The 21,079-nt window shown below is 71.6% G+C and carries 16 protein-coding genes and 3 tRNA genes; 3 read left to right on the plus strand and 16 right to left on the minus strand.

Going from position 1 to position 21,079, the window contains the following annotated elements; translation table 11 throughout:
* Positions 1 to 18: 18 nt before the first annotated feature.
* The 6 genes from JIX55_RS25530 to JIX55_RS25555 form a co-directional block, all read right to left on the minus strand.
* The gene (locus JIX55_RS25530; protein WP_257565608.1) at positions 19 to 1,677 is read right to left on the minus strand and encodes a sensor histidine kinase; all 1,659 of its coding nucleotides are present in this window, start codon (positions 1,675 to 1,677) and stop codon (positions 19 to 21) included.
* On the minus strand, positions 1,674 to 2,414 hold the full coding sequence (locus tag JIX55_RS25535; RefSeq protein WP_257565609.1) for a response regulator transcription factor: 741 nt from the start codon (positions 2,412 to 2,414) through the stop codon (positions 1,674 to 1,676). The genes JIX55_RS25530 and JIX55_RS25535 overlap by 4 nt, the downstream gene beginning before the upstream one ends.
* 285 nt (positions 2,415 to 2,699) lie before the next feature.
* On the minus strand, positions 2,700 to 3,587 hold the full coding sequence (locus JIX55_RS25540; RefSeq protein WP_257565610.1) for a DUF2797 domain-containing protein: 888 nt from the start codon (positions 3,585 to 3,587) through the stop codon (positions 2,700 to 2,702).
* Between the two features lie 630 nt (positions 3,588 to 4,217).
* Positions 4,218 to 4,439 carry a hypothetical protein gene (locus JIX55_RS25545; protein ID WP_257543425.1) on the minus strand — a complete coding sequence of 74 codons (222 nt, stop codon included), beginning with the start codon at positions 4,437 to 4,439 and terminating at the stop codon, positions 4,218 to 4,220.
* An 85-nt stretch (positions 4,440 to 4,524) separates the two neighbouring features.
* A tRNA-Arg gene (locus tag JIX55_RS25550) sits at positions 4,525 to 4,597 on the minus strand.
* Between the two features lie 199 nt (positions 4,598 to 4,796).
* Positions 4,797 to 4,887, minus strand: a tRNA-Ser gene (locus JIX55_RS25555).
* A gap of 211 nt (positions 4,888 to 5,098) precedes the next feature.
* On the opposite strand from JIX55_RS25555, the gene JIX55_RS25560 reads away from it, so the two are divergent.
* Together JIX55_RS25560 and JIX55_RS25565 are read left to right on the plus strand one after the other, a co-directional pair.
* The gene (locus JIX55_RS25560; protein WP_257565611.1) at positions 5,099 to 5,635 is read left to right on the plus strand and encodes a subtilase-type protease inhibitor; all 537 of its coding nucleotides are present in this window, start codon (positions 5,099 to 5,101) and stop codon (positions 5,633 to 5,635) included.
* A 342-nt stretch (positions 5,636 to 5,977) separates the two neighbouring features.
* On the plus strand, positions 5,978 to 11,179 hold the full coding sequence (locus JIX55_RS25565) for a hybrid sensor histidine kinase/response regulator (protein ID WP_257565612.1): 5,202 nt from the start codon (positions 5,978 to 5,980) through the stop codon (positions 11,177 to 11,179).
* 70 nt (positions 11,180 to 11,249) lie between these two features.
* On the opposite strand, the gene JIX55_RS25570 is transcribed toward JIX55_RS25565, so the two are convergent.
* From JIX55_RS25570 to JIX55_RS25595, 6 genes are all read right to left on the minus strand, one after another.
* Positions 11,250 to 12,908 carry a long-chain fatty acid--CoA ligase gene (locus JIX55_RS25570; protein WP_257565613.1) on the minus strand — a complete coding sequence of 553 codons (1,659 nt, stop codon included), beginning with the start codon at positions 12,906 to 12,908 and terminating at the stop codon, positions 11,250 to 11,252.
* A gap of 158 nt (positions 12,909 to 13,066) precedes the next feature.
* Complete coding sequence (locus tag JIX55_RS25575; RefSeq protein ID WP_257565614.1) at positions 13,067 to 13,654, minus strand: SigE family RNA polymerase sigma factor; 588 nt, start codon at positions 13,652 to 13,654, stop codon at positions 13,067 to 13,069.
* A gap of 309 nt (positions 13,655 to 13,963) precedes the next feature.
* Complete coding sequence (locus JIX55_RS25580) at positions 13,964 to 15,130, minus strand: lipid-transfer protein (RefSeq protein WP_257565615.1); 1,167 nt, start codon at positions 15,128 to 15,130, stop codon at positions 13,964 to 13,966.
* The gene (locus JIX55_RS25585) at positions 15,127 to 15,528 is read right to left on the minus strand and encodes a MaoC family dehydratase (protein WP_257565616.1); all 402 of its coding nucleotides are present in this window, start codon (positions 15,526 to 15,528) and stop codon (positions 15,127 to 15,129) included. The genes JIX55_RS25580 and JIX55_RS25585 overlap by 4 nt, the downstream gene beginning before the upstream one ends.
* A complete protein-coding gene (locus JIX55_RS25590) occupies positions 15,525 to 16,472 on the minus strand; it encodes a bifunctional MaoC family dehydratase N-terminal/OB-fold nucleic acid binding domain-containing protein (protein WP_257565617.1) in 948 nt (315 codons plus the stop codon). Before JIX55_RS25590 ends, JIX55_RS25585 begins: the two co-directional genes overlap by 4 nt.
* A 121-nt stretch (positions 16,473 to 16,593) precedes the next feature.
* Complete coding sequence (locus tag JIX55_RS25595) at positions 16,594 to 16,863, minus strand: hypothetical protein (protein WP_257565618.1); 270 nt, start codon at positions 16,861 to 16,863, stop codon at positions 16,594 to 16,596.
* A gap of 92 nt (positions 16,864 to 16,955) precedes the next feature.
* Between JIX55_RS25595 and JIX55_RS25600 the strand changes: the two genes are divergently transcribed.
* Positions 16,956 to 17,816, plus strand: coding sequence for a bifunctional DNA primase/polymerase (locus JIX55_RS25600; protein WP_257565619.1), 861 nt, complete (start codon positions 16,956 to 16,958; stop codon positions 17,814 to 17,816).
* 168 nt (positions 17,817 to 17,984) lie between these two features.
* Here the strand turns inward: JIX55_RS25600 and JIX55_RS25605 are convergent, their stop codons facing one another.
* From JIX55_RS25605 to JIX55_RS25620, 4 genes are all read right to left on the minus strand, one after another.
* Positions 17,985 to 18,194 carry an antitoxin gene (locus JIX55_RS25605; RefSeq protein WP_257565620.1) on the minus strand — a complete coding sequence of 70 codons (210 nt, stop codon included), beginning with the start codon at positions 18,192 to 18,194 and terminating at the stop codon, positions 17,985 to 17,987.
* A 131-nt stretch (positions 18,195 to 18,325) separates the two neighbouring features.
* Positions 18,326 to 18,413 (minus strand) — tRNA-Ser (locus JIX55_RS25610).
* Between the two features lie 96 nt (positions 18,414 to 18,509).
* Positions 18,510 to 19,541, minus strand: coding sequence for a glycoside hydrolase family 5 protein (locus JIX55_RS25615; protein ID WP_257565621.1), 1,032 nt, complete (start codon positions 19,539 to 19,541; stop codon positions 18,510 to 18,512).
* 259 nt (positions 19,542 to 19,800) lie between these two features.
* Positions 19,801 to 21,057 (minus strand): LmeA family phospholipid-binding protein, encoded by a 1,257-nt coding sequence (locus JIX55_RS25620; protein WP_257565622.1) that lies wholly within the window; start codon positions 21,055 to 21,057, stop codon positions 19,801 to 19,803.
* Between the last annotated feature and the right edge of the window lie 22 nt (positions 21,058 to 21,079).

The following is a 21,079-nucleotide window of genomic DNA, read 5'->3' on the forward strand; positions in this document are numbered from 1 at the left end:
CATTCGCGAGCCGCTCTGTTATGCCCGTGTGCTCACACTGTGCTGTGCCTGTGAGTCCGGTTGCCAGTTCGTCGCGTCGGCCACATCGAACTCGCCGTCGTGGTGCACGTCGTCGAGCTGCCAGTTCGCGGCGTCGTCGTACAGCGGCACATCGCGTCCGAGGGCGGGCAGATGCACCGTGAACACGGTCCTGCCGGGCACGCTGTCGACCGTCACGGCACCGCCGTGCGCGTCGGCCACCGCCTGCACGATGGCGAGCCCGAGCCCGGTCGATCCGGACGCCCGGGAGCGCGAGGAGTCCCCTCGCGCGAACCGTTCGAACACGTGCGGCAGCAGGTCCTCCGGAATGCCCTGCCCGTCGTCCTCGACATCGACGCACATCCACGGCCCACGCCGCTGGACGCGTGCGGTGACGGTCGTCCCGGGTGGGGTGTGGGTGCGAGCGTTCGCCAGGAGGTTGACGAGCACCTGTTGAAGTCGCGCGGCATCGGCCGATACGAGCGCGGGCAAGTCCGGCAGGTCGAGCCGCCAGCTGTGGCTCCGCCCGGCGACACGCGCGTCGCTGACAGTGTCCACGACGAGGGGGATGAGGTCGGTCTGCTCGAACTGGAGCGGGCGTCCCGCGTCGAGCCGCGCGAGCAACAGCAGATCCTCGACGAGCATGGTCATACGCCCGGACTCGGACTCGATCCGGCCGAGCGCGTGGCGCGTGTCCGGCCCGATTTCCTCTCTGCCGCGCCTGGTCAGCTCGGCATAGCCACGGATCGACGCGAGGGGCGTCCTCAACTCATGGCTGGCGTCCGCCACGAACTGCCGTACGCGCGTCTCGCTCTCCTGCCGCGAGTGCAGCGCGCCGTGGATGTGGTCGAGCATTCTGTTGAGCGCGGCGCCCACCTGGCCGACCTCGGTGTGCGGGTCGGTCTCGGACGCCGGCACCCGCTCGTTGAGGGTCACTTCGCCGGTGTGCAGCGGCAGTTCGGAGACACGGGTCGCCGTGGCGGCCACCTTGCGCAGGGGGCGCAGGGCCACGCCGACGAGGACGGATCCGGCGATACCGGCGGCGACGAGACCGGCGCCGGTGACGCTGAGCTCGACGGCGATGAGGGTGTTGAGGGTGTTGGTGACGGTCTCGGTGGGGAGGGCGACGTAGAAGTTGCCCCTGTTGCCCTCGATGTACTTGACCCGGTACTCGCCGAAGCCGGGGATCTCCACGGTGTGGGTGCCGGTCTTCGACACGTCGGCGAGAACCGCCACCTGCTCGGCGCTGAGTTCGCCGGTGGTCATGCCCTCGAAGCCCTCACTGTCGGAGGTCTGCTCCTTGGCGATCACGGCGTCGGTGATTCCGCCGGAGGTGCTCACCTGGGCGACGATGGTTTTCTCCTCGGTGCCGCCCCTCGTGACGAACCCGAACGGGCCGTCCGGCGGGGGCTTGTCACCACCAGCGCCCTCGGGCTTCTGCGGGCCGCCGGAGGCGCGCATGGCGACCTCCTGCACCTGATCGTTGAGCTGGTCGTTCAGATGCGAGCTCAGCGCGATCGTGGTCACCGTACCGATCACCGCACACACCACCGCGATCAACGCCACCGCGGAGACGACGAGCCGCGTACGCAGCGTGCGCGGCTGTCCTCGCCTCGGCCTCGGCTGCCTCTGCGCACGCGTCCGTCGTCGCCCGCTCATGACGAGGCGGGCTTGATCAGATAGCCGGCCCCACGCCGGGTGTGGATCATCGGCTCGCGCCCGGCGTCGATCTTCCGCCGCAGATACGAGATGTACAGCTCGACCACGTTGGCCTGGCCGCCGAAGTCGTACGACCACACGCGGTCGAGGATCTGCGCCTTGCTGAGCACACGCCGCGGGTTCCGCATGAGGAAGCGGAGCAGTTCGAACTCGGTGGCGGTGAGGTGGATGTTGTCCCCGCCGCGCGACACCTCGTGGCTGTCCTCGTCGAGCATGAGGTCGCCGACGACGAGCACGGAGTCGGAGCGGCGGTCGGCGGCACCGGAGCGGCGGATGAGCCCGCGCAGCCGGGCCACGACCTCTTCGAGGCTGAACGGCTTGGTGACGTAGTCGTCACCGCCGGCGGTGAGCCCGGCGATCCGGTCCTCGATCGCGTCCTTCGCCGTGAGAAAGAGCACAGGCACGTCCGGCAGCTCACGCCGCAGCCGCCCGAGGACGGTCAGCCCGTCCATGTCGGGCAGCATCATGTCGAGAACGACGGCGTCGGGCCGGAAGTCCCGGGCGGTCTGGAGGGCACCCGTGCCGTCCCCCGCACTCCGGATCTGCCATCCCTCATAGCGCAGGGCCATGGACAGCAGTTCGGTGATCGACAGCTCGTCGTCCACCACAAGCACGCGGACGGGGCTCCCGTCCGGCCTCAGCAGTTCGGTGCGCCCCTGGGGCGAGGTCGTGGTCATGCTGGACACCTTGTCGGGGCCCCCTGAGAACACCCTTTCTGGAACCTGTGATTTTTCTGAGAAACGCACAGGCGCCTCTCAGCCAACCCTTGGGAAGATCCCCGACATCTCGGACGTCGACCCCGCCGACCAGCGACTTTCTCATCTTTCTCACGGCATTCCTTGGGCCCGCTCACCGTGAAAGCACAGCTTCACGGCCACAGGAAGCACTCCGTACGGCCCTGATCCGACCCCACCGTCAGGCAAGCGCCGTCACGCTGCGCACTCCCCTCACAGAGCCGCCCCTCAGAACAGCCCGTCCTGCACGCCCGCGTCCCCTCGGCTCCTCAACTCCCTTACGGGCACGGTGAGTGCGTCACAAGCCCCCTCGCCGACAGGAGCGGTCAGCTCCCACCCGGTCATGAGCCGCGTATCGAGAACGACGACTCCCCGCCCGGTGGCCAGATGCAGATCGGGCCCGGCGGCGGCGAGCACCTCACCGCCCACGACCCCACCCGCGACCAGCTCACTCACCACCCCGTCGGCGGCCGGCAGCCCGTCCAGCCCGAACGCCCCGAAGTGATCGACCGCCCGGAACGGCACCGGCTCCAGCGACTCGGGCCACCCGTGGAGCCCCAGCGCCCGCCCGTGGAGCGCCGCCAGCTCCCCGACGCGTTCCTCGACGGCGGGAAGGCCGGCCCTCACGAGCCTCTTCTCGGCGTACGGAATGCGATCCGGCACCTTGAGCGCGGCCCGCAGCACCTCCTCCGCCCGCCGCGCGGCCATCAGCGGCCCCCGCCCGAGCCACCCGAAGCAGACGGCCCCCTGCTCCAGCAGCCGCGCCGATCCCCGCTCGACCGCGGTGATCCCGACCTTCACCATCCCGGGCCCGAACCACGCGAGATACACGTGATACGGCCGCGGATCATCGGCGATCGTGTCGGCGGCGACGGAATGCGCCCGATCGAGCCGCGCACACTCCTCGCACCGGGCCCCGGTGCTCCGCCCCGGCACCCCCGCCCGCACCGGACACGCGTTCCCCCGGGCTCCGACGCAGGTCCGCCGCCCGGCACCGACCACCTCGAAGGCCACCACCTTCCCCCGGGGCAGAGCGCTCCTCCGCCCGCCTTCCCAACCCAGCAGCGGCCCGTCCCCACCCCACCGCAGCCCCGTACATCTCCACGCCTGTGTCATCTCTCACAACATTAGGGGGCACCACCGACAACGGCCGTGGCCGCCGATGACGCGCTCCCCGGACGCCATGGACCGACGCACCCCCAGCAACACCGAGGGCCCCGGATCTCTCCGGGGCCCTCGGCCCACTGCTCCGTCGCTGTGCGCGCATTTCCAAGTCTGTCGGCGGGGCGGCGGGCGGCGCCCCGGACGAGGGGACGAAAACCGTGGCGGGCCTTGCCGTGCGGAGCTGGTGCGGATGCCTTCGGGCCTACTCACCACGAAACACCTCGTGGTGACCGTCGTAGACGCGTCGGCGGATGCCTGGTGCCGGCACGGCCCTGCCGGCGGCTGCTCGCGCGCCGTCCCGTGAGGATGCGGCTGCGCTGTCACCGGCCGGAGCTAACCGGCCTTGCGTCGAGTCGTGCCCATGTCCGGGGCGAACGCCGGCTCGTCGTCGATCAGGAAGAGCTCGCTCTCCCCGAAGTCCGGGGCCTGGAAGGGGTTCATCGTCGGGGGCGGCGATGCCGCGGTGGCGTGACGGGGCGCCCCTTCCGGAGCGGAGAACAGCGAAGTCGGTTCGATGAGAGGTCTCCCATTCGGTACAGGGCCGTCGAGGCACCTGGCGTGCCGTGACCGGGCACAACGGATCTACAGCTTGCTCATCTTGGTGTACGGACTCAGGATCCGCTGCTGCGCCGACCCGAAGTCGACGAGCGCCGCGATTCCGTCCTCGATGCCGATCACGCGGCCGAGGCCGTACATGTCGTGTGTGACCTGGTCGCCCACAGCGAACTGCTTGGGAGGCGGTGCGACCGGGGCCTTGAAGGGACTGGTAGGCAAATAGCGCTTCTGTGCACCTGGCTTTGTCATTGTGACCAGTATGCGCCTCGCGCGGCCTCCTGCGGCCAGTACTTACGCCGAGGGCCCCGGATCGCTCCGGGGCCCTCGGTCTGTGTGCACTCGGCAGGATTCGAACCTGCAACCTTCTGATCCGTAGTCAGATGCTCTATCCGTTAAGCTACGAGTGCTTGTGTTGTTTTCCTGCCGGTCCTGGTCCTTTCGGCCCGCTCGCGGCGACAGGAAGAACATTACATGACTGCCGTCGCCATGTGAAATCCGTTTGCCATACCCCTTGTGACCTGGGGAAACGACCTGTGGAGCACCCCGGAACAGGGGTGGGAACGACGAAGCCCCGGTCGGGTGGACCGGGGCTTCGGTGATCAAGCGCGGAGGCGGAGGGATTTGAACCCTCGATGGGATTGAAGTCCCAAACCGCATTAGCAGTGCGGCGCCATAGACCGGACTAGGCGACGCCTCCAGCACAACCGCCCGCGCGAGCGCGAGTGGTGCGTGCAGATGATGACACAGCCGAGTGGGCCGTCACCAATCGCCTCCCACGGTACTAGGCGGAGAGGCCGCAGGGCAAAGCCGTATGGCACGTGGGGAGGGGTGCGGGGGAGGCCGGGGCGGGTCGGACACGGGACGCGGCGGCGCCGCAACCGTGGGGCCGGCGTGGCGTTAGTCAGGTCATGTTGCAGAGTCCTCCCGCCCTCGTTCCCGCCTCCCCGCGTCAGCCCGTCGCGCCGGAGAGGAGTCCCGCCGCCCTGGGCCGGCTGTTCCTCGGCGTCGCCGCCTCGCTCGCCGCGGCCGCCGCCGGCACGCTCTCACCGGTGGCGCCGAGCGCGTACGCCGCCGAGCCGTTGCCACGTACCGCGCTGCCCACGTCCGCCTTCGGTCCCGGCGACCGGCTGACCGTCACGGTGCGGGAGGCGGGTGGCGGGGCGGACGGGACGTTCGAGTTGCGGTGCCATCCGGACGGGGGCAGCCACCCGGACGCGCGGGAGGCGTGCGGCCGGCTCGACCGGCGGACGACATGGGGGAAGGATCCGTTCGCTCCGGTCCGGCCCGGCACCATGTGCACGATGCAGTACGGCGGGCCGGCCACCGCGTATGTCACCGGGACCTGGGCCGGGCGTCGCGTCGACGCCCGCTTCGGCCGCGGGAACGGCTGCGAGATCGCCCGCTGGGACGCGCTGGTGCCCGTACTGCCCGACCTCCGCGCGTAGGCGACGCGACTGCGGTCCCAGCGGCGGACGGGAGCGGGACCGCGGACCCGACGGTTGAAACGAGCCACACGACGAGCGCGACGACCAACCCCCTCGGCGCCCGCCCGCAGCCCGTACATATGTGCCGCGAGAGGGGTCACCCGGCAAAACACACGGTCACGGCATCCCCGTTCGCACAGTCACGGCATCTCCGTATGTTCGGTGTGCGACCTCCCTCTCATCCGGCGTCGCGAGCGCAACCTCTGCCCGTAGACTCCCTCGCGTGACACGTTGCGGGCCGGTTGGCAAGATGGCCAGGGCCCCCGCGGTCGGCAAGGTGCGGTAACAGGGAGGAAGCGTCTCGTGAGCAGCAGGCCATCCCGAGGCGCTGCTCGCCTCGCAGCCATACTGGACGCGCTGCCCGACGCGTTGGTGCTGGTCAACGCCAATGGGACCGTCGTCAACGCCAACACGATCGCGCTGGAGGCCTTCGAGACCCCGGGGACGGCCCTCGTGGGGCGCGGGCTGCTCGATCTGCTGCCGGAGTTCGACTCCCGGCTCATCCCCGGATCCATGCGGCGGCCCGACACCATGGACCCGACGGGGCGGACCAAGCCGACCCGCATGATCGCCCGCCGGACCGACGGCAGTGAGTTCCCGGTCGAGGTCACAAGCGCGAATCTGGAGAACGGGCAGCAGGCGTACGACGGTTACGGCTACGCCAATGACGAGCTGCTCATGCTGGTCGTACGGGATCTTTCGGGCACCGTCGACACCGAGGCCGAACTCGCGCGTTCGCAACGGCAGACCGAGATGATCCTGCGGGCCGCGTCCGAGGGCGTGATCGGGACCGACACGGACGGGCGGATCGTCCTCGTCAATCCGGCCGCCGCTCAGATACTGGGTTATCGGGCCAGTGACCTCGGAGGACGCGAGCTGCACACGCTCGTGCTGCACTCGCGCGAGGACGGCGCTCCCTTCCCGTACACCGAGTCGCCGCTCGCGGACACCTTGCGGTCCGGGCGCAAGCACCGGGTGCGCGGGCAGGTGCTGTGGTCGAAGAACGGCGAGAAGGTGTCGGTCGATCTGACGACCGCGCCGGTGCGCGACGGGGACCAGCTCGTCGGGGCCGTGATGACGTTCACCGACCGGCGGCCGTACGACAAGCTCGCCGAGGAGAAGGACGCCGAGGCGGAGGCCCACGCGGAGGAGCTGGAGCGGCTCACCAGGGAGCACGCGGAGGAGCTCGAGAGTGCGCGGGAGAAGCACACCGCCGAGCTGGCCGAGCTGAGCGAGCAGCAAGCCGAGGAACTCGCCGCCGGGGACGAGCGGTACGCGGCGCTCGGGGAGCGGGAGAAGGACCGGTACGAGGCGCTGGCCGCGCGGCACGAGCAGTTGCTCGCCGTGCTGGGCACCTCGCTGCGCGGCCCGCTGGACCAACTCCGCGCCGAACTCGGCACGCTCGCCGCCGACGACGCCGGGCAGCTGTGGCCCGAGGCCAACCAGGTCCTCCATCACCTGACCGCCGGGTACTCGCGGATCACGACGCTCATCGACAACGTGCTCGGCTATCAGCGGATCGACGCGGGCGCGGACGTTCTCGACCGCAGGGCCGTCATGCTCGACGCGGTCGTCGCGGCCGGTGTCGACGGGGCCGTGGAGCTGGTCGGGCCGGGGCGGGTGCAGTTCGCCGTGCACGCGCCGCCCATCGAGGCCGAGGTGGACCAGGCGCGGCTCGCGACCGCGCTCGCGCATCTCGTCGCGGATGTCGCCGGTGTCGACGCGACGGGCAACGCGCCCATGTCCGCCGGCGGCTACATGGACAACACCGTCGTGGTGGCGGCCGCGCAGCGCGGTGAGGTCGTGCGCATCGAGGTGCGCGGGCCGTACGCCGGGGGAGACCCGGTGCACCAGCCGATCGTCCAGGGGATCGTGCGGGCACACGGCGGTGTGCTCCAGACGGTCGAGGTGCCGGGGATGAGCGGCAGCGCCTATGTGCTGGAGGTGCCGCTGGGCGGCGGTGCCGGGGCGGTGCCCGCCCAGGCGCTTCCCGCCGCGGTTGTCGATGCCGACTCCGGGTCCGAGTCCGTGGCGACCGGCGCCGAGGTCTCCCTGCCCGAACAGGCCGCCGGTGGTGGCGGGCGGCGACGTGCGCGGCGGTCGTCGGTGGACGCGTTCCTGGAGAGCGAGGACGCTCCCGAGGGTCGTGAGGCGGAGGTCGCCGTCGCGCCCACCGGGCGGCGCAGGCGGCGGGCGGAGGACGCGCCGGGTGGGGCTCCGGCCGCTGCCGGTGAACGTCCCGGGCCCGCGCAGGGCGCCGAAGCCGAGGGCTCAGGGGGAAGCGGGCGACGGCGTGGACCTGCCGCCTCGGCCGCCCCCGCCGGTGAGTCCGTGGCCACCGAGGGTGCGGTTGTCACGGCGGCCGAGCACGCGGCGGGTGCCGCTGCCGCCGCCACCGGGCTGGGCGGGACGGTGCCGCCGCAGGGCGTGCCCGCTCCCGCCGGGCGCCGCGCCCGCCGGGAGCCCGGACAGAACGCGTTGCCGCCGGCGCTGCCCGCCGGGCCGAGCCCCGCCACCGACGCGACCGCCACCGACGCCGCTTCCGGCGAGGCGGGCGGCGCCCAACAGCCCACCGGACGCCGCCGTCGCGCCCTCGCAGGCCCGGAGGAGCGCGCCGCCGCACCCGAGCCGGGCGCACGAGCCGTCTTCGCACTGCCACCGGCGGAGGCCGACCGGGGACCCGAGTACGGGCAGGCGGCCGGGCTCGGGCCGGTACCCGTGCCCCCGGGCTCGGGTACGCCCATGCCCATGCCCATGCCACTGCCCGCCGCGCCCGCCGCGCCCGCCGCGCCTGTGCAGGGCGGGGAGGGGTACGAGGGTGAGGGCGGCCAGGGTACGACCGCCGCGGTCGGGGCGATGGGACCCGCCGCTGGTGGGTCGGTTCCTGCCGGGGGGCCTGTGCCCGCCCAGGGAGCTGCGCCTGCTGGAGCGCCTGTGCAGGTCGGAGGGCCTGTGCCGGTCGGAGGCCAGCCTGTGCCGACCGGAGGTGTCGGGCAGCAGGTAGGCCAAGGCACCGGGGCGCCGGTGGTCGTTGCCGGGCCGGGAGTCGTTAACGGGCCGGGACACGTCGCCGGGCCCGGAGTCGTCGCCGGGCCCACAGTCGTCGCCGGACCGGGTGTGGGTCAGGCCGTCGGTGTGGGTCAGGCCGTCGGTGTCGGTCAGGCGCCCGATGTGGGTCAAGTCACCGTTGCCGGTCAGGCGCCCGGAGCGGGACACTCCGCCGGTGCGGGCCAAGTCCCCGCCGTAGGCCAAGTCCCCGCCGCGGGCCAGGTTCCGGGTGCCCCGGCCGGTGGTGTCGACGACGGTCGGCACGACGCCGCCCCGCACAATCCGGCCGACGACCACACACCGCCGCAGCCGCACCCGGTGCCCACGCCGACGGGTCGCCGCCGGGCGGTACGGCAGCCCGCACCTCAGCAGGGTGACGGCGTGGCCACGGTAGCGCCCGCGCAAGGGGCTCCGGCCCAGGGCGCTCCCGTTCAGGGAATTCCCCCGCAGGGCGGACCGGGACAGCCGGTGCCCGCCCAAGGCGTACCGGTGGCCGCCGCGCAGCCCGTACCCGCCCAGGGTGTTCCGGGTGGCCCGCAGCCGGTGCAGCCAGCTCCCGGCCAGCCCGTCCCGGCCGCACAGCCCGTTGCTCCGCAGGGAGTTCCGGCGGCCGCCACTCAGGCCGCCGCCGGACAAGCCGCCGTCCAGCCCGCTGCCGGACAGGCCGTCGCCTCACAAGGCGCCGTACCGCCCCAGGCGGTCCCCGGTGGCCCGCAGCCGGTGCCCGCGCAGGCCGGAGCCCTCGGCCGGTCCGTCACCGTACCGGGAGTTCAGGGCGTTCAGGCGGTGCAAGGCGTACAAGCGGTGCAGGGCGGCCCGGCGGTTCAGGGCGCCCCCCAGCCCGTGCCCGCCCAAGGTGTGCCCGGTGCCCCGCAGGCCGGCCCCGCTCAGGGTGCGGTCGGCGCACCCCAGTCGCAGCCGCAGACCTGGCCGGACGCCCACCAGGGGACCTCCGGCGTCGGCATCCCCGTAGCCGCTCCGCAGGCGGCGCTGCCCCCGCAGTCCACCCCCTCCTCTGGCACTCCCCTGCCTCCGGAGGTTGCCGTACAGCAGAAGCCGCGCGCCGCGCAGCCGTTGCCCGCCGAAGCAGCGGCCCCGGCGACGCCCACGGCTCCGGCCGCCTCCGCCACCCCCTCAGCACCCGCACCCGCTCCCGCCCCCTTCGACCCCAACTCGACCCAGGGGCGGGCGATCAGCGTGCGGACGCTCGGCCAGGGCGTACCGTTCGCCCGCCAGGGCGGCCCTCAGGCACAAGCCCAGGCCCAGGCGCAGCCCCAGACCGGAGCCACACCCGCCCCGAACCAGCCCGGCGGTTCCGGCAGGCGCCGCAAGCTCGGGACGCGGCCCCAGCCGGCGGCCGACCGCCCGGAGTCGGGAGCGCGCCCGCACCCGCAGTCCACCCCGTCCAACGGCACCGGCGTCGGCACTGGCCAGACCCCGCCCCCCGCCCAGGCGGCCCAGCCGCAGCAGGCGGCGGCTCAGGCGGCGCAGCCCTCCCTGGCCGGGCAGGTCCCGCTGCCGCAGCAGCCCTCGCTCGCCGGGCAGGTTCCGCTTCCGCCGCAGCCGTCCCTTGCCGGGCAGTCCCGGCTGGCGGGCCGTACGGAGGGGGCCGGGCGGTCGTACGCCATAGGGGCACCCGACGAGAACGCGGCCGAAGGTCCCGAGCCGCTCGACGGGCCCGGGGGCGCGGTGGAGGTGCCCGACCAGCCGCATCCGCAGCCGATGGACGACGAGTTGCCGCCGGAACCGCTGGACAACCCGCGCCGGCTGCTGGTGTGGCCCGCGCCGGATGCGGCGACCCACCAGGCGCTGAGCGATCGCGGATACCGGCCCGTCATCGTGAACTCCCGCGAGGACGTCGACGCCCAGATCGCCGCCTACCCGGCCGCCCTCTTCGTCGACCCGCTGACCGGCCCCATCACCCGCACGGCACTCCAGTCGCTGCGTCAGGCCGCCGTGGCCGCCGAGGTCCCCGTCCTCGTGACGGCGGGGCTCGGCCAGGCGACACGGGAAGCCGCGTACGGGGCCGACCCTGCCATCCTGCTGAAGGCGCTCGCGCCGCGTGACTCCGAGCAGCATCCGCCGCGCGTCCTGCTCATCGAGGAGCACGCGGAGATCGCGCTCGCCCTGACAGCCACGCTGGAACGGCGTGGCATGCAGGTCGCACGGGCCGCGTCCGACGCGGACGCCGTCACGCTGGCCGCGCAGATGCGGCCGAATCTCGTGGTGATGGATCTGCTCCAGGTGCACCGCCGCCAGGCCGGGATCATCGACTGGCTGCGGACGAACGGCCAGTTGAACCGCACTCCGCTCGTCGTCTACACCGCCGCCGTCGACACGTCCGAACTCCCGCGCCTGGCCTCGGGGGAGACAGTCCTCTTCCTCGCGGAGCGCTCGACGAGTCCTGAGGTGCAGACCCGGATCGTGGACGTGCTGTCACGAGTAGGTACGAACTGAGTGCTCGGGTCATGGCAGTGGGGGCGGTGTTTCACGTGAAACACCGCCCCCACTGCCCCGTGTACAAGCCCTAGATCTGCGTCACGTCCAACGCGCCCTCGGCGTACTGCCTCCGCAGCACCTTCTTGTCGAACTTGCCCACGCTCGTCTTCGGCACGGCCTCGATGATCGTCCAGCGCTCGGGCAGCTGCCACTTGGCGATGTGGCCGTCGTCGGCGAGGAAGGAGCGGAGGGCGGCGAAGTCGGTGATCGAGCCCTCCTTCAATACGACGGTGGCGAGGGGGCGTTCGCCCCACTTCTCGTCCGGTACGGCGACGACGGCGGCCTCGGCGACATCCGGGTGGGCCATGAGGGCGTTCTCCAGCTCGACGGAGGAGATCCACTCGCCGCCCGACTTGATGACGTCCTTGGCACGGTCGGTGAGGGTGAGGAAGCCGTCGGGGCTGATCGTGCCGACGTCGCCCGTCTTCAGCCAGCCGTCCTCGCTGAACTTGTCGTCGGGGCGGACGGGCTCGGCGCCCTGACCGCCGTAGTACGCGCCCGCGATCCAGGGACCGCGGACCTCCAGCTCACCGGCGGACTCGCCGTCCCAGGGGAGGCGTTCGCCGCCGGGACCGGTGAGGCGGGCCTCGACGGAGGCGGGGAAGCGGCCCTGGGTGAGGCGGTAGGCGAGCTCCTCCTCCGAGTCGGCCTCGACATGGGCCGGCGGCCGGGCGATCGTGCCGAGCGGCGACGTCTCCGTCATACCCCAGGCGTGGCAGACGCGCATACCGAGCTTGTCGAAGGCCTCCATGAGAGCGGGCGGGCAGGCCGAGCCGCCGATGGTGACCTGGCCGAGCGAGCCGACCTCACGCGGGCGGGCGGCCAGCTCCGCGAGCAGGCCCTGCCAGATGGTGGGGACGGCGGCGGCGTGCGTCGGCTTCTGCGTCTCGATCATCTCGGCGAGCGGGCCGGGCTGCAGGAACCGGTCCGGCATCAGCATGTTGACGCCGGTCATGAAGGTCGCGTGCGGCAGGCCCCAGGCGTTGACGTGGAACTGCGGGACGACGACGAGGGAGAGGTCCGCGTCCGTCAGGCCCATGGACTGGGCCATGTTGACCTGCATGGAGTGCAGGTAGATCGAGCGGTGGGAGTAGACGACGCCCTTGGGGTCGCCGGTGGTCCCGGAGGTGTAACACATGGCCGCGGCCGTGCGTTCGTCCAGCTCGGGCCAGTCGTACGTGGTCGGCTTGCCGGCGATCAGGTCCTCGTACTCGTGCACCTGGACGCTCGCTCCGGCGAGCAGCGACCGGTCGCCGGGCCCGGAGACGACGACGTGCTCCACCGGCTTGAGGTGCGGGAGGAGCGGCGCGAGGAGGGGCAGCAGCGAACCGTTGGCGATGATCACCCGGTCTGCGGCGTGGTTGACGATCCAGGCGAGCTGCTCGGGGGGCAGCCGCAGGTTGAGGGTGTGGAGGACGGCCCCCATGGAGGGGATCGCGAAGTATGCCTCGACATGCTCCGAGTTGTTCCACATGAGAGTCGCGACCCGTTCGTCGCCGTCGACTCCGAGGTCGTCACGCAGGGCGTGGGCCAGTTGGGCGGCGCGGGCGCCGATCTCGGCGTAGGAGCGGCGATGGGGCTCGCTCTCACCGGTCCAGGTGATCACCTGAGACGTCCCGTGGATCACCTGTCCGTGGGTCAGGATCCTGGAGATCAACAGCGGTACGTCCTGCATGGTGCTCAGCACGGCGTCCTCCCGGGGCGGCTCTGCCTACGCGGTGGTAACGGTCGCGCTGATTCTGCTCGCATACCGATCGGTATGTCACTAGGTGGCAGGATGATCGATCAGAGAGAGTCACCCGGCGAGCCGGATGCGCGAAGCCGCATGACCGGCCAACGAGCGAGCTACCGCACGGGTTCCAGCTCGGGGTCCTCGCGCAGTTTGCCCAGCGCGCGCGACACCGCCGACTTCACCGTGCCGACCGAGACGCCGAGGACCTCGGCCGTCTGAACCTCGCTCAGGTCCTCGTAATACCTGAGGACGACCATCGCCCGCTGCCGCGCCGGCAGCTTCGTGATCGCCCGCCACATCGCGTCGTGCAGTGCCTGCTGCTCGGCCGGGTCCGCGCTCTGGACCCCGTCGGGCTCCGGCAGCTCGTCGCACGCGAACTCGTCCACCTTGCGCTTGCGCCACTGGGACGTGCGCGTGTTCAGCAGCGCCCGGCGTACATAGCCGTCCAGGGCCCGGTGGTCCTCGATGCGCTCCCAGGCGACGTATGTCTTGGCCAGCGCCGTCTGCAGCAGGTCCTCGGCGTCGCTCGGGTTCGCGGTCAGCGACCTGGCGGTGCGCAGCAGCACCGGCTGGCGGGCCTTCACGTACGCCGAGAACGACGGGTACGACAGGTTCGTCAGGCTCGACAGGGTCGAGGGCGACAGGGTCCGCGTCACGGGTGCAGCGGCCTTCGAAGCGCTGGTGCAGACGGGTGTGGTCATGGCTCCACGCTAGGAGCGGGCCCCGCCCGGCGGATCGGCCGCAGGTCCCGAAGACGAATCCCCCTCAGGTTGTAGGAGTGGGGCAGGCCCCACCTACTGGAGGTGGATGAACGGCCCCCAGGTACTGAGGGTGCACCCCTGAGAAGCACCTGCCCGGGTTGTACGTTCACCAAGATCCAGGATGCCCGAAGACCGCCCCGACGACCTCACGAGCCGGTCCCGGACGGCCGGACAGGCCGGTCCCAGTCCCAGACGACCTCACGAGCCGGTCCCGGTCCCCGCCGATCTCACGGGCCGGTGCCCGACCGCTCACCCGTCCGTCCCCAGCACCAACCCCGAGGTCGGCACCCCCGTACCCGCCGTGACCAACACCCGCTCCGCGCCGGGGACCTGGTTCACGGCGGTGCCGCGCAGCTGCCGTACCGCCTCCGCGATGCCGTTCATGCCGTGCAGATACGCCTCGCCGAGCTGCCCGCCGTGGGTGTTGAGCGGCAGCCGCCCCTCCGCCACGAAGTCCGCCGCCTCCCCCGGCCCGCAGAAGCCGAACTCCTCCAGCTGCATCAGCACGAACGGCGTGAAGTGGTCGTAGAGGATGCCCACGTCGATGTCCTCCGGGGCGAGCCCCGAAGTCCGTCGGAGCTGGCGGGCGACGACGCCCATCTCCGGCAGTCCGGTGAGGTCGCTGTCGTAGAAGCCGGTCATCTGCTGCTGCGCCCGGCCCGCACCCTGGGCGGCCGCCACGACCACGGCCGGCGGCCGGGGCAGGTCCCGCGCCCGCTCCACCGAGGTCACGACGAGCGCCTGGCCGCCGTCCGTCTCCTGGCAGCAGTCCAGCAGCCGCAGCGGCTCGACGATCCAGCGCGAGGCGGCATGCTCGTCGAGGGTGATGGGCCGGCCGTGGAAGTACGCCGCCGGGTTCGTCGCCGCGTGCCTGCGGTCCACCACGGCCACGTGGCCGAACGCCTCGGGGGTCAGCCCGTACGCGTACAGGTACCGCTGGGCCGCCATGGCCACCCAGGACGCGGGCGTGAGCAGCCCGAACGGCAGGGTCCAGCCGAGCGCCACGCCCTCCGCCGACGGCTCCCGGTGCCGTACGCCCGACCCGAACCGCCGCCCCGACCGCTCGTTGAACGCCCGGTAGCAGACCACGACCTCCGCCACGCCCGTCGCCACGGCGAGCGCGGCCTGCTGCACGGTCGCGCACGCGGCGCCGCCGCCGTAGTGGACGCGGGAGAAGAAGGACAGCTCGCCGATGCCGGCCGCCTGCGCGACCGTGATCTCCGGGCTCGTGTCCATCGTGAACGTCACCATCCCGTCCACGTCCGCCGGCGCCAGTCCCGCGTCGTCGAGCGCCGCCCGCACCGCCTCCACGGCCAGCCGCAGCTCGCTGCGCCCCGAGTCCTTGGAGAAGTCGGTCGCGCCGATCCCGACGATCGCCGCCTGCCCACCGAGCGCGTCCTTGGTCCGTACGCTCATGCGGCGCCCTCCGAAGGAAACGTGAGCGTGACCGTGCCGGTGACGTGTCTGCCGATGCCGTTGTCGCCGATGACCCCGACCGTGGCCGTGTGGCCGTCGGTCGCCTCGACCGTGCCGGTCAACACCATCGTGTCGCCCGGGTAGTTGGGCGCGCCCAGCCTGATCGCCACCTTGCGAAGGACGGCCGTCGGCCCGAAGTGGTCGGTGACATACCGTCCCACCAGCCCGTTCGTCGTCAGGATGTTCATGAAGACGTCCGGCGACCCGCGCCGCCGCGCCAGCTCCTGGTCGTGGTGCACGTCCTGGTAGTCGCGCGAGGCGATCGCCCCCGCGACGACGAGCGTGCGGGTGATCTCGATCTCCAGCGGCGGAAGCGCCTCCCCGACCCTGGTCCTCATGCCCGCACCCCCTCGTCCGCCGCTTCCGCCGTCTCCTCCGCCCGGAACACAGGCAACTCCAACTCCTCGTCGTAGCGCACGAATTCGAGCCGTACGGGCATCCCGATCCGCACCTTGTCGTACGGCACCCCGATGACGTTGCTGACGATCCGGACCCCTTCCGCCAGCTCGATCAGCCCGACGGCGAACGGCGGATCGAAGGCAGGGAAGGGCGGGTGGTGCATGACGACGTACGAGTGGACCGTGCCGTCGCCGCTCGCCTCGACCGTGTCCCACTCGGGCGAGCCGCACGCGTTGCAGCCCGGCAGCCAGGGGAGGCGGAGCGTGGCGCAGTCGGCGCAGCGCTGGATGAGGAGACGGTGGTGTGCGATCCCTTCCCAGAAACCGGCGTTGTCGCGGTTGACGACGGGGCGGGGACGCCGGGGCTGTGGTTGTTCGGGCGGCGGCTGGGACTTCTCGGGTGCGGCGGCCGGCGCGTACTTGAGGATCCGGAAGCGATGCGTACCGACGAGTTCGTCGCCCACTCGCACGTCCATCCGGCTCGTCACGAAGTACCCGGTGCCGAGCTTCGTGGTCTTCCGCTCCGACACCGACTCGATGACCGAGTCGAACGTGATCTCGTCCCCCGGCCGCAGCGCCCGCAGATACTCCTGCTCGCAGTCCGTGGCGACGACGGAGGTGCACCCGGCGCCGTCCAGCAGCGCGAGGAGTTCGTCGTACGCCGGCGCGCGGGTCTCGTGCCCGCTCAGCCCGCCCATCGTCCACGCCTGGAGCATGGTGGGCGGGGCGATGGCGTCCGGGCCTGCGTAGGCGGGGTTGGTGTCCCCCATGGCCTCGCACCAGTGCCGGATCATGGGCGAGTTGACGGGATCCTTGCCGCGGCCGCCGAGGACGGCCGCGCGCCCCTCGTAGGACTTGAGTCGTACGGACAGGTCCTCGACCATCGTGCCGCAGCCCCCTCCGAATTATCTGACTGTTCGTCAGATTGAAGGAACTGCCGCCACAACTGTCAAGGTCGCCGAAAACGCCTGTGCGACGACACCGAAGCACCACCGCAGAGGCGCGTCACACCCCACAGTCGTTCTTCTGGCCTATCGCCGCGAGGCCGGAGCCGTCGATCTGGGCGGTGTTGTTCTGAGCGGTGTTGTTCTGAGCGGTGTTGTTCTGGTTCGAGGCGCCGGAGCCATTCGCCTGCCGCTGCGAGGTCGACGAGTTGCCGTTGTCGTCGTGACCGGCACCGCTGCCGACGATGCCAAGACGGCGGCCGGCGCGCGGGGCGTACGGACGCCTGCCAGCAAGATCAAGCGGGACAGGCGGCGAAGCGTTCCGGCACATTTCCAGCCAATCCGCGAACGGACCCCTCGCAACCGAAACGACGCCCGCGAACCCTCTTCCCTTTATCGAACACCCGTACGAAAATAGAAGGCATGGCCACCATGGACCGGCAGGCCACCACCCTGGCCCTGGCGCACGCCCTCTCCGCCGCCGAACGCGGACTGGCGGTGATCCCCCTGTCCCGCTCGAAACTCCCGGCCCTACGCTCCCCCCACCGGGACGACCCCGCCCCCTCTCCCTGTCACGGCGAATGCGGCCGCTTCGGCCACGGCGTCCACGACGCCTCCGCCGACCCCCACCACGTCCGCGAACTCTTCGCCGCCGCACCCTGGGCCACCGGCTACGGCATCGCCTGCGGCGTCCGTCCCCACCACCTGATCGGCATCGACCTCGACACCAAATCCGGCACGGACTCCTCGACGGCCCTGCGCGAACTGGCCCTACGCCACCTCTTCACCATCCCGGAGACGGTCGTCGTCCTGACCCCCAGCGGCGGCCGCCACCTCTGGCTCACCGGCCCGCCCGATGTCGTCGTCCCCAACTCCGCGAGCCGCCTCGCCCCCGGCATCGACATCCGAGGCGCCGGTGGCTATCTCGTCGGCCCCGGCTCCCGCACCGACCACGGCGTCTACGGCACGGCCCCCGGCACGGCCCACCTGCCTCCCGCCCCCTGCCCACCGGAGCTGCTCCGCCTGCTCCTCCCACCGCCGCGCCCGAGCACGTCCCGCAGGGCCGGCGGCCACGGCCACGGATTGGTCCACTTCGTCCTGACCGCCCAGGAGGGGCAACGCAACACCCGCCTCTTCTGGGCCGCCTGCCGCGCGTACGAGAACGGCCTCGGCCCCGACCTGACGAACGCGCTGGTCGAGGCGGCCGTACGCACGGGGCTCACGGAACGGGAGGCGAGGTCGACGATCGCTTCGGCGGCACGGATGTCGGGGCGGGGGGTGTGAAGGAGGCGCTTACGGTCGGCCCGGGGGCCCGTGGCTGAGGGACGGTGACTGTTCCTGACCGGCAGTCACGGCAGGACCCTGACCGCGGGCCCGGAAGCGCGCTCGCAGCCGACGAGGACGAGCCGGGCTGAGCGGCGGCCCTCGCCGGCCGCGGGCGTCACGGTGGAACTACCGCGGGGGGTCTTCGCGGCCGGGGTCGGTCCGCCCTGTCTGCTCGGAGCCCAACTGCTGCCTGAGCCTCTCCTGAGCCGTGTCGACCTGGCCGCTGTACTTCCCCTGCGTCCGCTCGTCGACGTAGTCGCCACCCTTGCCGACGCCTTTCCCGGCCTGCTCCTCATGGCCCTTCAGCATCTGCTTGAGCTTGTCCATCACAGACATCGCGGCTCCTTCCGCCGTTCGCCATCCCCTCCAGAGTCAGCGCCCCTCCCACAGGCCGCATCCCGTGCACACGCCGAAGGGGCGCCCCGCAAACCGGGACACCCCTTCTGACCAGCAAGTTCACTCGCCTGTGGCGGTGGGTGTGGGATTTGAACCCACGGTGACTCGCGCCACGACGGTTTTCAAGACCGTTCCCTTAGGCCGCTCGGGCAACCCACCTGCGCCCCGGCCCACCTGGGACGGAGCGGGTACAGCGTACCGGCACCGAGCGTTTCGCGGGGGCGTGGTCCACATAGGGGCCACGCCCCCGCCGCGTCACTGCTTCCAGGCCCAGTGCAGGCGGTCGAGGCCGCTCTGGTTGTTCAGCTTGAGGCTGAGGCGGGTGCCCGTGCCCTGGAGGGTGGTGAGGGAGTAGGTGTCGCCGTTGCGCAGGCCGGGCCAGTAGACCGAGCCCAGGCCCAGCTCCCGGATGGTGTCGGTCGCGGCCTGGATGTAGGCGACCTCGTTGGAGCCGTTGACCGGGCCGTTGTAGTCCAGGCCGGAGGTCATGGTCGCGCCGAACTCGTCGAGGATGGTGCGCGAGGCGCAGGTGCCGATGCGCTCCTTGAAGTCCGCTTTCCACTGGTCGACGCTGGTCCAGTCGGTGTGCCAGAAGCCGTAGTTGTGCAGGGCGATCCGGGTGCCGTCGAGCCGGCTGTCGGCGCACACCGGCTTGACGTCCTCGCTGTACTTGATGCCGCCGATGAGGACCCGGTCGCGGGGGATGAAGCGGTGTGTGGTCAGCCAGCGAGCGGCCACGTCACGCCACTCCTCGGAGGTGTAGCCGAACGGCTCGTTCATCGGCTCGAAGTACACCTTGGAGTTACCGGCGTAGGCGGAGGTGATCCGCGCCCACATCCGGTCCCAGGAGGCCTGGTCGTCGATCTTGCCGTCCTTGGTGTTGTCGGCCTCCCAGTAGCCCAGGATGACCTTGAAGCCCTTGGCGGTGGCGGCGTCGATCGCGCCCCGGTACGACTTCCAGAAGGAGCCGTTCACGGAGGAGGGGTTGACGGGCAGGCGGACCGTGTTGGCGCCGAGCTCGGCGAACCCACCGACGATCGCACGGGACTTGGCGTACGTCGTGGCGTAGCTGTCGGAGGTGGACAGGCCCGACGGTACGACCGCGTCGTCGGCGTAGTTGTCGCGCGGGTCGGCCCAGTTGACCCCTTGGAAGTCGCTGACGGGCGGCGGCGAGGCGTGGCGGGAGGCGGCTGCGGACGCGGGGGAGGCGAGGGCCCCGCCGAATGCCGTGACGCCGGCCAGAAACGCCCCCAGGCAAGCTGTCCCGCGATGGCTCTTTCGTGACACGACATCCCTTTCTGGGCAGTTGCGTCCGCGAAACCTCGACTGCAGGTCGGCGGCTCTGTGGCTCCCGCAAAGTAGAAGAGATCTCGAACAGAGGTCAACACATCTGCACACCAAATTTCATCAAGAACGCAGTACCGGAAAGCGGAATCACTACGAAACCCGACTCACTACGAAACCGGACTCACGACGAAACCGGGATCCCGACGAAAGCCGAATTAAGACGAAACCGGGATCACGAACGCGGGATCACGAGCGAGGCTCACTGGCTGCCCACGGCCAGCCCCGAACCCGTCAGCCGTACCCGGACACCGTCCTCCTCCACGCGGACGTCCCGCAGCCGTACGTCCCCGTGCTCCGGCTCGGGCAGTTCGAAGGACAGCGACAGCCGTTCGGCGAGGGCCGGGCGGGTGAGCCGGGACAGGGCGTCGAGGAGCGCCGGGTCGAGGCCCAGGCCGCGGAGCACCTCGGGGTTGTCCAGGGCCAGGTCGATGAGGTTGAGGCCCTGGGCCTGGCGGGCGAAGCGCGAGGAGCCGGTCAGCTCGGCGAGCTTGCCGTCGTCGTTCAGGGCCTCACGCACGGTCGGCTGGGACATCCCCAGCCGCCGCACGATCGCCGGGACCGACAGCAGCGCCTTCGCCTTACGGGTCTCCCGGGCGAGGTCGGCGGACGCCTTCGGCGTCAGGTGCAGGCCGTCAGAGGCCCGCGTGCCGGGGCGGTAGGTGGCCAGGTCCCCGATGTCCAGGCGCATACCGCCGATCTCCGTGGCGATGCCCCGCTCGCCCTGCCGCTGGATCGTGGCCTCGGCGCGCAGCCGCAGGTCGTGCCCGGCGACCGGCAGGGTGCCGCGGGCCCGGACGCGGTCACGGCCGTCTCCGGTGAACGTCACCTGGGACGCGCCGAGTTCGCGGTTGAGATCGGCGAAGGACAGCAGGACGTCGCCGTCGAGCCGGGGGACCCTGGCGCCGCGCACGGAGGTGAGGCCGTCGGCGTCCAGCCGTACGTCATGGGCCGTGGCCGACACCTTCGCCAGCGACACCCGGTCGGCCGCCACGTCCGGCACGGTCAGCCGCACCGAGTCCAGCCGTTTGTCGGCGAGTTGGGTGAGGAAGGGGAAGCCGCCGATCTCCACCTCGGGCGCCGCCGCCAGGTCCAGCCGGTCCTTGAGGGTGTCCGCGGTCCTGTGCTCGGCGTACAGCAGCGCCCAGCGGTCGCCGAGGGTGACGAAGGCGGCGAGCACGACCAGGCCCACCACCGCCTTCACCGCGAGCGGCAGCCCGGCGAAACGGCCCCGCCGACGCCGGCCGCCGCGCCGGTGGACGGGCGGGGTCCACTCCGGTTCCGGTTCGGGTTCCGGCTCGGCCCACTGACCGGTGGTGCCCTCGCCGAAGAACTCCTCCAGAGGGGTGTCCTCCAGGGGGCCGTCGTCGAGGGCGCCGAGTTCCTCGTAAGGGTTGCGCGGTACTTCGGAGCGGTCGTCGGGACGGTGATGCGGATCCATGCGGTGGGGGGTGCGCATCGATTCATCCGAACACGTGCAC

The organism is Streptomyces sp. DSM 40750, from assembly GCF_024612035.1.
Lineage (GTDB): Bacteria > Actinomycetota > Actinomycetes > Streptomycetales > Streptomycetaceae > Streptomyces.